Here is a 12,050-nt window from a genome sequence, read left to right as displayed (position 1 = left end):
CGTTCCGTCGTGGACGCGAGACATTTGCCACCCCAAGGGGTGACGCCGGCCGACGAGGTTTCGTCCGCCGGCGTGTTTTGCGTTTGGCGGGGCAATGACTGATTTGGAGTGATCTGGGCATCATGTTCGAGAGTTTGAGCGATCGGCTGGGCGGCGTCTTCGAGCGCCTGCGCGGACGTGGCGCGCTCGCCGAGGCCGATGTCCGGACCGCGATGCGCGAAGTGCGCGTGGCGCTCTTGGAAGCGGACGTCGCGCTGCCCGTCGCCCGCGAGTTCGTCGACAAGGTAACCGAGCAGGCCGTCGGCCAGCAGGTGCTGCGGTCGGTCACGCCCGGCCAGCAGGTCGTCAAGATCGTCCATGACGCGCTGGTCGACATGCTCGGCGCCGACACCGCCGAGCTGCATATCGACGTCACGCCGCCGGCGGTGATCATGCTCGTCGGTCTGCAGGGCTCGGGCAAGACCACCACCACCGCCAAGCTTGCCAAGCTGCTGAAGAAGCAGGGCAAGAAGGTGATGATGGCGTCGCTGGACGTCAATCGTCCGGCCGCGCAGGAGCAGCTCGCGGTCCTCGGCACGCAGACCGAAGTGGCGACGCTGCCGATCGTCACCGGCCAGCAGCCGGTCGAGATCGCGCGCCGGGCGCTCCAGTCGGCGAAGCTCCAGGGCTTCGACGTGGTGATGCTCGACACCGCCGGACGTCTCCACGTCGACCAGGCGCTGATGGACGAGATGAAGGCGGTGGCCGACATCTCGAAGCCCCAGGAAATCCTGCTCGTCGTCGATTCGCTCACCGGCCAGGACGCGGTGAACGTCGCCAGCAACTTCTCTGCGCAGGTGCCGCTGACCGGCGTGATCCTGACGCGTATGGACGGCGATGCGCGCGGCGGTGCGGCGCTGTCGATGCGCGCGGTCACCGGCCAGCCGATCAAGTTCGCCGGCATGGGCGAGAAGCTCGACCAGATCGAGCCGTTCCACCCGAAGCGCGTCGCCGGCCGAATCCTCGGCATGGGCGACGTGGTCAGCCTGGTCGAGCGCGCCGCGGCGTCGATCGAGCAGGAAGACGCCGAGCGCATGGCGAACCGGCTCGCCAAGGGCCAGTTCGACATGAACGACCTGCGCGCGCAGCTGAACCAGATGCGCAAGATGGGCGGCATCGGCGCGCTGGCGGGGATGATCCCCGGCATGAAGAAGGCGCAGGCCGCGGTCGACCAGGTCGGCGGCGACAAGGTGCTGATCCGCATGGACGCGATCATCGGTTCGATGACGCCCAAGGAGCGCGCCAAGCCCGAGCTGCTCAACGCCAAGCGCAAGATCCGCATCGCCAAGGGCAGCGGTCTCACCGTGCAGGACGTCAACAAGCTCATCAAGATGCATCAGGAGATGCAGACCGCGATGAAGCGCCTGAAGAAGATGGGCGGCCTGAAGGGCATGCTGGGCATGCTCGCCAAGGGCGGTCCGGGCGGTGGCATGGGCGGCATCGGCAACGCCTTGGGCGGGGCCGAGATGGGCGAGATGATGGACAAGGTGGGCGCCGGCCTGCCGGGTCTGCCGGGCGGTGCCAAGCTGCCGCCGGGCTTCGAGAATTTGCTGAAGAAAAAGTAATTTAGTTCAACCTGTTTCAATCGTATCTCTAGAAGGAAGTGAAGTAGAATGGCTCTCTCCATGCGTCTGTCGCGCGGCGGCTCCAAGAAGCGCCCGTACTACCGGATCGTCGTTGCCGACGGTCGTGCGCCCCGCGACGGCAAGTTCATCGAGAAGATCGGCACCTACAACCCGCTGCTCGCCAAGGACTCGCCCGAGCGCGTGAAGCTGGACGGCGAGCGCGCCAAGTACTGGCTGAGCGTCGGCGCGCAGCCGACCGACCGCGTTGCCCGCTTCCTCGACGCTGCCGGCGTCAAGGAGCGTGCGGCCCGCAACAACCCGAACAAGGCGGTTCCGGGCGAGAAGGCCAAGGAGCGCGCCGAGGAGCGTGCGGAGAAGGCCAAGGCAGCTGCCGAAGCCGCTGCCGCACCGGCCGAAGAGGCTGCCGAGGCCTGAGGCTGAACGTCCCTCCCGTCATCGGCGGGAGGGATGCCTTGTGCATCGCAGATCTCCCTCATGGCAGAACCTTCCGCTTCCTCGAACCGCGGCGATCGCCCGGTGACGCTTGCCGCCGTGATCGGTGCGCACGGCATCGCCGGCGAGGTGCGGCTGAAGGTGTTCGCCGAGGATCTGGCGGCGCATACAAGCTTCAACGGCGGCGCGCTGACGCTCAAGTCGGTGCGCGGGGGATCCAATGGCGTGATCGCGCGCTTCGCCGAAGTGGCGGATCGCAACGCCGCCGAGGCCCTGCGCGGCACCGAACTGACGGTGCCGCGTTCCGCCCTCCCGCCGCTGGGCGAGGGTGAATATTACCATATCGACCTGCTCGACCTGCCCGTGCTGGGCGAGGACGGGGCGCCGATCGGCCGCGTCGTCGCGATCGACGATTACGGCGCGGGCGACGTGATCGAGATCGAACGCCCCGACGGCAAGCGCTTCATGGTGCCGATGCGGCCCGAGGCGGTGCCGAGTTGGGATGGCGAAAAGCTCGTCGTGGCGAGCGTTTTCCTCGAGGCCTAGTCTACCCTCTTCTGCGATCCGCCGGGCGTGACGATCCCTGCATGGTGCGGGGCGCTTTCGTTGCTTGCCTTCGCCGCGGATTCGGTTTGTTGCCGAGGAACAGCCGGGCGGGCGTCTGCGCGGCTAGCGCCACAGCGGCCTCTCGGCATTCAGCATGTTGCGGATGGTCGTGGCGGCGACTCCCGCTTCCCCCATGGCGTGGCTGATCTGGTCCAGCCCCTTGGCGACGTCGCCCGCGGCAAAAAGGCCGGGGAGCGAGGTGTGCTGGTGGTCGTCCACCTCCAGGCAGCCGCTTTCGTCGGCGCGTGCGCCCGCCTGGACGGCAAGCTCGGATCGGATATGAGATCCCAGCGCGGGGTAGAGGCTGTCGAACCGCTGGCGCCCGCTCGGCAGGGTCAGGACGATCTGATCGTCTTTCAGCGCCCAGTCGCTCGCCGGACCCTCCATGCGCGCCACGCCTGCGGCCTCCAGTTGGTCGATCTGCGCCGGCGGCAAGTCGTGGCGATCCGGGGCGATCAGCGTCACGTCCTTGGTGAAGCTGCGGACGAACAGCGCCTCGCGCGCGCCATGTTCGCCGGTGCCGTACACGGCGACGCGCTTGTCGGTGACTTCATAGCCGTCGCACACCGGGCAGTAGCGTAGCTGTCCCCGCGCCAGCGCCATGTCGTGCAGGTCGTCGGGCATCGGCGGGCGGTGGTTGATCACGCCGGTTGCCAGCAGCACCGATCGCGCGCGTATCTCACGGTCGCCGATCCGCGCCGCGAACCCGCCCTCGATCGGATGCAGGCCGGTGACCTTCGCTGCCTCGCGCACGGTTCCGTATTTCTCTGCCTGGACCCGCATCGCCGCGAGCAGGTCGATCCCCGAGATGCCTTCGGGATAACCGGCATGGTTGTGCGTGCAGGGGATCAGCGCGGCGCGGCTCGATCCGCAATCGAACAGGCGGATCTTCAGGTGATAGCGGCTGAGATAGATCGCCGCGGTAAGCCCCGCGGGCCCGCCGCCGATGATGATGCAATCGTCCATCGCCCGCCAGCGCTTGGGCTTGCGACAGGTTCCGTAATCCGGTGTAGGGCGGCGCATGGCCGTGCCCGACTATCTGCTCGATACCTGCGTCTGCATCCGCCTGCTGCGCGGCGGCGGCGCGCCGGTCGCGCGGCGGATCGCGGCGGCCGGGCCGAGCGCCATTGCGATCTCGGCAATCAGCCTCGCGGAACTGATGGACGGAGCGGGGCAGGACGGTGCCGCGCTGGACGCGCTGCTCGAGCAGGTTCCGGTGCTGGGCTTCGATGCGATGGCGGCACGGGCTTTCCCCGCTGCTCGCGCCGCGCGCGGCCGGCACGATCGACTGATCGCGGCACATGCGCTCGCGCTGGGTGCGACGCTGGTCACCCGCAACGGTCGCGATTTCCGTGCGGTGCCGGGTCTGCGGATCGAAGACTGGTTCTGAGCGCGTTGCGCTTCGGTGTGAATGTATATACATCCCGTATATACGGAGGTGGCCCATGGGCGAGGAATATCGCGCCAGGATCTTCAAGTCGGGCAATTCGCTGGCACTGCGCCTGCCCAAGGCGCTCGGCCTGAAGGAAGGCGCGGAAGTCGTACTGCGCGAGGAACGCCGCGGCTTTTCGGTGGAGCCGGTGGACGGCGAGGAGACGATCGGCGGGGACTGGATCGGCGCACTTCCGAATCTGAAGTTGATCCCCGACGAGGATCGAGAACTGGAAGAGCGCGCGTTGGACTGGGATCTGCGCAAGCTAGGGCGCGATGTCTGATCCGGTCTTTCTGCTCGATAGCAATATCTGCATCTACCTGCTTCAGGGTTCGGTTGTGCCGCTCAATGCGCGGGTCCGCAAGCAGGTGCGCGGCAGTCTTGCCGTATCTGCCATCAGCTATGCAGAGGTCCGGCTCGGCATTCGTGCACCCGAGGCCGAGCGCGCCTTGCAAAGCTTTCTTCGCGACGTCGTGCTGCTACCGTTCGACGCCGCCGCCGCGGAGGTGTATGCGCGTTTGCCCTTCCGCCGGGCCCGGCGCGACCGGCTGATCGCGGCGCAGGCGCTGGCGGCCGGCCTGACGCTGATCACCAACAACGAACGGGATTTCGCCGACATCCCCGACCTCAAGCTTGAGAACTGGACGCTGTGACCTTCGCTGCCACGATCCTGACGCTGTACCCCGAGATGTTCCCCGGCCCGCTCGGCATTTCGCTTGCCGGGCGCGGCCTGCGCGAGGGACTGTGGTCGCTGGAGGCGGTGCAGATCCGCGACTTCGCGACCGACAAGCACCGTTCGGTAGACGATACGCCGGCCGGGGGCGGGGCGGGGATGGTGCTCCGTGCGGACGTGGTCGCTTCGGCGATCGACAGCGTTGCGCGGGAAGGGCGGCCGCTGCTCGCCATGACACCGCGCGGGCGGCCGCTGACCCAGGACCGCGTGCGGGACCTGGCGGCAGGGCCCGGCGCGATCGTGCTCTGCGGCCGCTTCGAGGGGTTCGACGAACGCATCTTCGAGGCGCGGGAGATCGAGGAGGTCTCGATCGGCGACTATATCCTTTCGGGCGGCGAAATGGCGGCGCTGACCCTGCTCGATGCTTGCATTCGGCTCGTTCCCGGCGTAATGGGCGCGGCTTCCAGCGGCATGGACGAGAGCTTCGAAACGGGGCTGCTCGAATATCCGCAATATACCCGACCTGTTGAATGGGAAGGGCGCACGATCCCCGAAGTGCTGCGATCGGGGGATCATGCGAGGATCGAAGCCTGGCGTCGCGCCATGGCGGAGACCGATACACGGCTAAGGAGGCCAGACCTTTGGGAACGCCATGAGGGCGTTCGGGTCCAGTCTCCCTCTGGCGCGCGGCGAAAACATGGGACTGACTGAGATGAACCTCATCCAGACGCTCGAAGCCGAGCAGATTGCCAAGTTCAACGAAGCCAAGAAGATTCCGGAATTCCGCCCGGGCGATACCGTCCGCATCGGTGTGAAGGTCGTCGAAGGCGAGCGCACCCGCGTGCAGAACTTCGAAGGCGTGTGCATCGCGCGCGCCAACAAGGGCATGGGTTCGAACTTCACCGTCCGCAAGATCTCGTTCGGTGAAGGCGTGGAGCGCGTGTTCCCGCTCTATTCGCCGAACATCGATTCGATCGAGGTCGTGCGTCGCGGTGTCGTGCGTCGTGCGAAGCTCTACTATCTGCGTGGTCGTACCGGTAAGTCGGCGCGTATCGCCGAGCGCCGCGACACCCGCACCGAGGCGCAGGCCGCCGAATAAGGCTGGTCTTCCCAGAATGCGAAGGGGCGTGCGGACCGAGCGGTTCGCACGCCCTTTTTCGTCATCGGCCCTGCAGTGCCGGACTGGCCGACACTGCGCGCGAGAGTAGGCGCCGACGCCCAGGGCCCCGACGCGCTTTCGCAGCGATCTCGACACAGGCCGCCGCTCAGGCGGCAGCGCGCAGCATGTCGTTCTGGAGAAGGGCGCGGCCACGCGCGGTGAGCGCCGCATCGCGGACTTCCGGTCCGCCGATGCCGATCAGCAGGGCCTCATAGGCGAGCAAGCCCCGGTCGCAGAGTCCCTGGATTGCGGCGATAAAGGCATGGTGGCGGTCCAGCGATGCCTCCAGCCCGAGCGCGGTGGGGCTCAGGGTCGCGCTGCCGGGCCAGCTGCGCTGCAATGCGTCGGCGATGGCTGTGATGCAGCGCGGATCGAGCGCATTCAACGCATCGCCTCCCTCCACGCTCATCGACATGCATTCCTCCTCAGAACCATGATTGCAGCCCAGGCCGGACGCGCCATGCGGCGGCGCATTCAGCCATGTTTCCGCCAGTCCGGGCGGAGTCGCTTCGGGACACGACGCACGTGTTGCACAATTTTCATGCAGCTGCGGAGACGCGAATCAGTCGATTCGTACGCGCCGCCGTAGCGTCGCGGGCCGTTTACGTCGCGCGGCAAATTTTGCCTAGATGCGGTTTGCCAGCGTAACGAATTAACCGGTTGATAACTATCTCGGCGCGTCTCGATCTGGAACAAGCGCGTCGATCGCCGCGCGGGATTTGCCCAATGGTAAAAGTCCGTACTGCCCGCAACTACACGAGTCGCATAAAAGACAACCGTTTTCATCGGGGTGTCGAAATGTCGCGTTGGAGTATGGTAAATATCGCTGCCGGTGGCAGTGTCGAGCAGGTGGCGGAGGCAAATCCTTGGCAGGAGGAGCGCCGGATTGCCCGCGCGGCGGTGGCACTTTTGCGCGGGGATGTTGCGGTACTTCAGGCGGGATCGCGCTCGGTGCTCGCGACCGCGGATGGTATCGATGCCGCGGAGTCCGCCAGGGCGCTGGCGGATCCCCTGGAGGCGCTGGCGCTCGGTTATCGCAGCCAGCTTTCGGTCCCCCTGTGGAATGCCGGTCGCCGCGTGGGCGCGCTGGCCGTCCTCGGTCGCGACTCGCGCTCGTTCCATGAGGCCGATGTCGCCGTACTGCGCGCGCTGGCGGGCCAGGTGGAGCGCAACTTCGTCAGCATTCACTGACGCAGCCGACTCGGTCCTGGCCGGTCAGTGTGCCAGATCGGTGGGGGGCGTCAGAACGGCGCGTCCGCGCGCGGTAAGGGTGGCATCCACCAGGATCGGCCCTTCCGCGTTCAAGAGCAGCGCTTCGTACGAAAGATAGCCCGCGTCGCTGAGCGACGCGACCACCGCCAGGAAATCCGCTGCGCCCTGTTCGCCATTACTGAGGCCGATATCGGCGGGCGTGAGCTGGATGAATCCAGGCCAGTTCTGCTGGAGTAGCCGTGCAGCATACTCCGCAGGAGCGGGATTACGCATCGAGGCAAGACCATCGACGGACATGCGGCAATTTCTCCACAGCAATCAGACGCGCCCGCTTTTAGCCTGATTGGCCTAGTCAATATTGTTATACTCAAGTTGAATGCCATATTAACATAGTTAAGCTCCACGTCGAGTATATTCATAGTGAAGTAAGAAGATATTCTTCGGCGTGCAGATTCGTGCGAAATTTCAGGATCGTGGATAGGATGCTTGCGAAGCCTGTCCATCGCGCGCCCGGTTGCGAATCGTGCCGCCCGCCCACCTTCACCCCTTTACGCGCAGAGCCGCGACGATAAACCAGCCCGCACCGGCCGCAGGGTGCCGGCATGTCGGAGTGTTGGATGCGCAAATGGATGCTGGGTGTTGCCGTGGCCGCGATCGCAATGGGGGCCGGCATGGCTGACGCCGGGGCGCAGGCCCAGCCCGCGCAGGCACTGACGTTGCAGCGCATCTTTGCCAGCCCTTCGCTGGACGGTCCCGCCCCCCGCGCGGTGCAGCTGTCGCCGGACGGCAAATATCTGACGCTGCTGCGCAATCGGGACGAGGATCGCGAGCGCTACGATCTTTGGGCGCTCGATACCGCCAGCGGCCAGTGGCGCATGCTGGTCGATTCGAAGAAGCTCGGCTCGGGCGCGGAATTGTCCGAAGCGGAGAAGATGCAGCGCGAGCGGGCGCGCATCGGCGGCACCAAGGGCATCGTCAGCTATGACTGGGCGCCCGACGGGCATTCGATCCTGGTGCCGCTCGACGGCGAGCTGTTCCGTGCGCGCCTGACCGGCGAGGTCGACAAGCTGCCCGCCGCGGCGGGGCCGAAGCTGAACGCGGCGCTCAGCCCGGCCGGCAGGTTCGCCAGCTATGTGCAGGAACAGAATCTGGTGATCATGGACCTGACCAGCGGCAAGGCGTCGCGGGTTACGCCCGATGGCGCCGGCACCGTGCACTGGGGCGAGGCCGAGTTCGTCGCGCAGGAGGAAATGGCTCGAAGCGACGGCTATTGGTGGTCGCCCGACGACGCCTATGTCGCGGTGGAGCGTTTCGACGAGGCGCCGGTCGGCATCGTCACCCGCGCCGCGATCGGTGCCGAGGGCACCAGCATCGTCCAGCAGCGCTATCCCAAGGCGGGCACGCCGAACGCCCTGGTCGAGCTTTATGTGCTCGATCCCTCGGGGCAGAAGCGGGTGAAGGTCGATCTCGGGCCGGACCGGGACATTTATCTCGCCCGCGTCGACTGGGCGGCGGACGGCAAGACGCTCTATGTCCAGCGCGAAAATCGGGCGCAGACCCAGCTCGATCTGCTCGCCGTCGATCCCGCCACCGGCGCGTCGCGCATATTGTTCAGCGAGAAGGCGGCGCCGAAGAGCTGGATCAACCTCAGCTATGGCCTGAAGCCGCTCGACGACGGCAGCCTGATCTGGTGGTCCGAGCGCGACGGCCACGGCCATCTCTATCGCTGGCAGGCGGGCCAATTCACCCAGTTGACCAAGGGGGCCTGGGAAGTGGCGCCCGACGGCATCAGCGTCGATCAGAAGCGCGGCCGGCTCTATTTCCAAGGCAACAAGGACGATCCGCTCGAGCGGCATCTCTACTGGATCGATTACCGCAAGCCTGCGGCGATCACCCGGCTTACCGAGCGCGGCTGGTGGAACGCTGCCAGCATGGACGCGAGCGGCACCCGTGCGATCGTCAGCCGGTCGAATCCGAACCAGCCGCGCCAGGTCTATCTGGCCGATGCGGACGGCAAGCGGATCGCCTGGGTGCAGGAAAACGCGGTCAGCGATTCCGCGCATCCCTATCACGCCTATCTGGCCGCGCATCGCGAGCGCAGCTTCGGCACGATCCAGGGGCCGGACGGCACCGAGCTGCACTGGGAGATGATCACGCCCAAGCTGGAGCCCGGCAAGCGGTATCCCGTCTTCTTCCAGCATTATGGCGGCCCGCATTCGCAAACCGTCAGCCGCGCCTGGGGCGGGGCGCTGCAGCAATATCTGGTCCAGCACGGCTATATCTGGTTCCAGATCGACAATCGCGGCTCGGCCAATCGCGGCGTCGCGTTCGAAAGTGCGATCTGGCACGCCATGGGCAGCGTGGAAGTGCAGGACCAGCTCGCGGGCGCCGGCTATCTGAAGACGCTGCCGTTCGTCGATCCGAAGCGTATCGCCACCTATGGCTGGTCCTATGGCGGCTACATGACGCTGAAGATGCTGGAGGCGGCGCCCGGCACCTTCGCCGCGGGCGTTTCGGGCGCGCCGGTGACCAAGTGGGAATTGTACGACACCCATTATACCGAACGCTACATGGGCGATCCCCGGCAAGTGCCGGAGGCATACGGGGCTTCGAGCACGCTCGGAGATGCGGCCAGGATCGCCGATCCGCTGCTGATGATCCACGGCATGTCGGACGACAATGTCGTCCTCGACAACGGCACCGCCATGTACGCAGCGCTGCAGCAGCAGAAGGTGCCGTTCGAGATGATGCTCTATCCCGGCCAGACGCACCGCGTGGGCGGTCCGGGCATCAGCGAGCATCTGTGGAATACTATTCTCAACTTCCTTGATCGCGCGTTGACCAAGTAAAGCCCTACGAAAACAACCCAATACGTAGAAGACCGGGTGGCGCGCCGCGGCGAGGCGGCGCGCCTGCCTTCTATAATGCGCGGATGGGAGATCTGCGCCCCTCCTGGGGTGCCTAGGAGGACCTGACCGTGCAATTCCTCGCCAATCTGAAAATCCAGTTCAAGATCATGATGATGCTGGGCCTGCTTGGCATCGTTACCTTGGGCGTCGCCTGGTATGGCGGCAGCGTGATGCGCGACATCGACGCGCGCTATTCCGACCTCACGGACTTGCGGATGCCAAACTCGGCGAAGCTTGTCCGCGTGAATCGGCTCAGCAACGCAATGATGTACGATGTGTACAAGACGCTGGTGTACGATGGCAGCTCTGACGCTGCCAAGGACGCGGCGATCGAAGCGAGGGATTCGTACAAGCAGGCCCAGCAATATCTGAACGAGGTCGCCAACTCCGAGAAGGAGGCCGCTGTCGACATCGGACGAATCGATGCGGCCATGGACGAGTTGCAGAAGATTCTTGAGCCCGCGATCGAGCTATCCCTTGCGAACAGGAATGACGAGGCGAAAGCGCTGCTGGCCAAGGCCGACGTACTGGCGGGGAACCTGACAAAGACGATCAAGGCCTACAACGACACGCGGATCGACAAAGCAACGAAGCAGTCGTCCGCGCTATCGGATAGCGTCGCCTCGGCCGCAGTTACGTTGCTCATCGTCGCACTTGTCGCGATTGCAGTTAGCATGGGCATCGCCATCTTCCTCACCCGCGCGCAGATCGCCGGTCCGCTGGAGCGTTTGCAGGACACGATGCGGGCGCTGGCCGGCGGCAACAATCAGACCGACGTGCCGGGCACCGAGCGCGGCGACGAAGTGGGCGCGATGGCGAAGTCGGTGCTGGTCTTCAAGGAAGCCGCGCTGCGCCAGGAGGAACTGGCCGAGGCCAAGAAGCGTGCCGACGCCGCGCAGGCGCTCGTCGTGGAAACGCTGGAGGATCGCCTGGGCAAGCTCGCCGGCGGCGATCTCACCGCCACCATCGAGACGCGCTTCGAGGCGGAATATGACGGGCTGAAGCAGAACTTCAACGCGGCGGTCTCGGCACTGCGCGAACTGATTACCGCGGTGATCGAAAGCGCCGAGACGATCTCGACCGGCTCGGCCGAAATCGCCCAGGCCAGCGAGGATCTCGCCCGCCGTACCGAAGGTGCCGCCGCCAGCCTGGAGGAAACATCCGCGGCCGTCAGCGAGATGAACCAGCGCATCAAGGCGACCGCCGTCGCTTCGACCAAGACCGTGGAACGTGCGACCGGCGCCATCGGCGTGGTCGACTCCGGCCGCACGGTGGCGGACGAGGCGATGCAGGCGATGAGCCGCGTCTCGGAAAGCGCCAAGGGCATCGACAACGTCATCGAGGGCCTCGACAAGATCGCCTTCCAGACCCGGGTGCTCGCGATGAACGCGGCGGTCGAAGCCGGTCGGGCGGGTGAAGCGGGCCGCGGGTTCGCCGTCGTCGCCGACCTCGTCTCGGCGCTGGCGATGCGGGCGGAGGAGGAAGCCGGCCGCGCCCGCGATCAGCTGACCGCGACCCAGACCGACATCAACGCAGCCGTCGACATGGTGCGTCGCGTGGACAGCGCGCTCGGCGCGATCGTCGGCGACGTCAACGAAGTCCATTCGCTGCTCGAGACGATGGCCAAGGACAACCAGGTCCAGGCCACCGCGGTCACCCAGGTGGCGACGGCGGTGAACAGCATCGACCAGACGACCCAGCAGAATGCGGCGATGGTCGAGCAGACCTCGGCTGCCGCGCGGAACCTGAGCTCGGAAGTCAACGCGCTGACCGAACAGGCGTCGCGCTTCAACGCGGGCGACCGCAGCCATCGCAGGCCGATCCGGTCGAAGGTGCATGCGATGCCGGTAGCGTCGAACGTCGCCCATGCCGCCACCGTCAGCACGGTGCGCCAGACCGGCGCCGAAGTGGAAGAATGGGCCAGCTTCTGAAGGCCGGTTCTCTCGACTCGACTCCTTGTCAGGCAAACTATAGGCTCGCCTTCGTCTTTGACGGGGGCGGG

The 12,050-nt window shown here is 66.0% G+C and carries 14 protein-coding genes; 11 read left to right on the top strand and 3 right to left on the bottom strand.

Translation table 11 applies throughout. The features are described from left to right. Positions 1-122: 122 nt before the first annotated feature. Genes ffh through rimM form a run of 3 tightly spaced genes read left to right on the top strand, consistent with a single transcriptional unit; the run spans position 123 to position 2,603 of the window. Complete coding sequence (gene ffh, locus A7X12_RS00490) at positions 123-1,604, top strand: signal recognition particle protein (protein WP_064309677.1); 1,482 nt, start codon at positions 123-125, stop codon at positions 1,602-1,604. Between the two features lie 48 nt (positions 1,605-1,652). Then, positions 1,653-2,039, top strand: coding sequence for a 30S ribosomal protein S16 (gene rpsP / locus A7X12_RS00485; protein ID WP_198161799.1), 387 nt, complete (start codon positions 1,653-1,655; stop codon positions 2,037-2,039). A gap of 60 nt (positions 2,040-2,099) precedes the next feature. Continuing rightward, positions 2,100-2,603: a ribosome maturation factor RimM gene (gene rimM, locus A7X12_RS00480; RefSeq protein ID WP_064309675.1), complete on the top strand. Its 504-nt coding sequence runs from the start codon at positions 2,100-2,102 to the stop codon at positions 2,601-2,603. A gap of 123 nt (positions 2,604-2,726) precedes the next feature. Here rimM and A7X12_RS00475 read toward each other — a convergent pair whose 3' ends face one another. Next, entirely contained in the window at positions 2,727-3,629 is a 903-nt protein-coding gene (locus A7X12_RS00475) for an NAD(P)/FAD-dependent oxidoreductase (protein WP_064309674.1), read from the bottom strand. Between the two features lie 55 nt (positions 3,630-3,684). Here A7X12_RS00475 and A7X12_RS00470 point away from each other — a divergent pair, with 55 nt between their 5' ends. The 5 genes from A7X12_RS00470 to rplS are packed head-to-tail and all read left to right on the top strand — an operon-like array spanning position 3,685 to position 5,867. Then, positions 3,685-4,053 carry a type II toxin-antitoxin system VapC family toxin gene (locus tag A7X12_RS00470; RefSeq protein ID WP_064309673.1) on the top strand — a complete coding sequence of 123 codons (369 nt, stop codon included), beginning with the start codon at positions 3,685-3,687 and terminating at the stop codon, positions 4,051-4,053. 55 nt (positions 4,054-4,108) lie between these two features. After that, positions 4,109-4,378 (top strand): AbrB/MazE/SpoVT family DNA-binding domain-containing protein, encoded by a 270-nt coding sequence (locus tag A7X12_RS00465; RefSeq protein WP_064309672.1) that lies wholly within the window; start codon positions 4,109-4,111, stop codon positions 4,376-4,378. Further along, positions 4,371-4,748: a type II toxin-antitoxin system VapC family toxin gene (locus A7X12_RS00460; RefSeq protein WP_064309671.1), complete on the top strand. Its 378-nt coding sequence runs from the start codon at positions 4,371-4,373 to the stop codon at positions 4,746-4,748. The genes A7X12_RS00465 and A7X12_RS00460 overlap by 8 nt, the downstream gene beginning before the upstream one ends. Further along, positions 4,745-5,479, top strand: a complete 735-nt coding sequence (gene trmD / locus A7X12_RS00455) for a tRNA (guanosine(37)-N1)-methyltransferase TrmD (protein WP_064309670.1) — start codon at positions 4,745-4,747, stop codon at positions 5,477-5,479. Before A7X12_RS00460 ends, trmD begins: the two co-directional genes overlap by 4 nt. Position 5,480: 1 nt before the next feature. Beyond that, complete coding sequence (rplS, locus tag A7X12_RS00450; RefSeq protein WP_064309669.1) at positions 5,481-5,867, top strand: 50S ribosomal protein L19; 387 nt, start codon at positions 5,481-5,483, stop codon at positions 5,865-5,867. 166 nt (positions 5,868-6,033) lie between these two features. Here rplS and A7X12_RS00445 read toward each other — a convergent pair whose 3' ends face one another. Continuing rightward, on the bottom strand, positions 6,034-6,342 hold the full coding sequence (locus A7X12_RS00445; RefSeq protein ID WP_084444922.1) for a hypothetical protein: 309 nt from the start codon (positions 6,340-6,342) through the stop codon (positions 6,034-6,036). Positions 6,343-6,725: 383 nt separating this feature from the next. Between A7X12_RS00445 and A7X12_RS00440 the strand changes: the two genes are divergently transcribed. After that, entirely contained in the window at positions 6,726-7,118 is a 393-nt protein-coding gene (locus tag A7X12_RS00440) for a GAF domain-containing protein (RefSeq protein WP_232318199.1), read from the top strand. A gap of 24 nt (positions 7,119-7,142) precedes the next feature. Here the strand turns inward: A7X12_RS00440 and A7X12_RS00435 are convergent, their stop codons facing one another. Further along, entirely contained in the window at positions 7,143-7,436 is a 294-nt protein-coding gene (locus A7X12_RS00435) for a hypothetical protein (protein WP_064309668.1), read from the bottom strand. A gap of 320 nt (positions 7,437-7,756) precedes the next feature. Here A7X12_RS00435 and A7X12_RS00430 point away from each other — a divergent pair, with 320 nt between their 5' ends. Then, on the top strand, positions 7,757-9,988 hold the full coding sequence (locus A7X12_RS00430; RefSeq protein ID WP_064309667.1) for a S9 family peptidase: 2,232 nt from the start codon (positions 7,757-7,759) through the stop codon (positions 9,986-9,988). 128 nt (positions 9,989-10,116) lie between these two features. Further along, entirely contained in the window at positions 10,117-11,979 is a 1,863-nt protein-coding gene (locus tag A7X12_RS00425; RefSeq protein ID WP_232318192.1) for a methyl-accepting chemotaxis protein, read from the top strand. Positions 11,980-12,050 lie beyond the last annotated feature (71 nt).

The organism is Sphingomonas sp. TDK1 (genome assembly GCF_001650735.1).
Lineage (GTDB): Bacteria > Pseudomonadota > Alphaproteobacteria > Sphingomonadales > Sphingomonadaceae > Sphingomonas.
The sequence above is the reverse complement of the archived record's forward strand: the minus strand, read 5'-3'. Positions and strand labels throughout refer to the sequence as shown.

Excerpts from the sequence above, each read along its gene's own strand:
- A7X12_RS00475 (WP_064309674.1), bottom strand. The coding sequence starts at position 3,629 with ATGGACGATTGCATCATCATCGGCGGCGGGCCCGCGGGGCTTACCGCG.
- ffh (WP_064309677.1), top strand. The coding sequence starts at position 123 with ATGTTCGAGAGTTTGAGCGATCGGCTGGGCGGCGTCTTCGAGCGCCTG.
- rimM (WP_064309675.1), top strand. The coding sequence starts at position 2,100 with ATGGCAGAACCTTCCGCTTCCTCGAACCGCGGCGATCGCCCGGTGACG.
- A7X12_RS00470 (WP_064309673.1), top strand. The coding sequence starts at position 3,685 with ATGGCCGTGCCCGACTATCTGCTCGATACCTGCGTCTGCATCCGCCTG.
- A7X12_RS00465 (WP_064309672.1), top strand. The coding sequence starts at position 4,109 with ATGGGCGAGGAATATCGCGCCAGGATCTTCAAGTCGGGCAATTCGCTG.
- rpsP (WP_198161799.1), top strand. The coding sequence starts at position 1,653 with ATGGCTCTCTCCATGCGTCTGTCGCGCGGCGGCTCCAAGAAGCGCCCG.
- A7X12_RS00440 (WP_232318199.1), top strand. The coding sequence starts at position 6,726 with ATGTCGCGTTGGAGTATGGTAAATATCGCTGCCGGTGGCAGTGTCGAG.
- A7X12_RS00430 (WP_064309667.1), top strand. The coding sequence starts at position 7,757 with ATGCGCAAATGGATGCTGGGTGTTGCCGTGGCCGCGATCGCAATGGGG.
- A7X12_RS00445 (WP_084444922.1), bottom strand. The coding sequence starts at position 6,342 with ATGTCGATGAGCGTGGAGGGAGGCGATGCGTTGAATGCGCTCGATCCG.
- A7X12_RS00435 (WP_064309668.1), bottom strand. The coding sequence starts at position 7,436 with ATGTCCGTCGATGGTCTTGCCTCGATGCGTAATCCCGCTCCTGCGGAG.
- A7X12_RS00460 (WP_064309671.1), top strand. The coding sequence starts at position 4,371 with ATGTCTGATCCGGTCTTTCTGCTCGATAGCAATATCTGCATCTACCTG.
- rplS (WP_064309669.1), top strand. The coding sequence starts at position 5,481 with ATGAACCTCATCCAGACGCTCGAAGCCGAGCAGATTGCCAAGTTCAAC.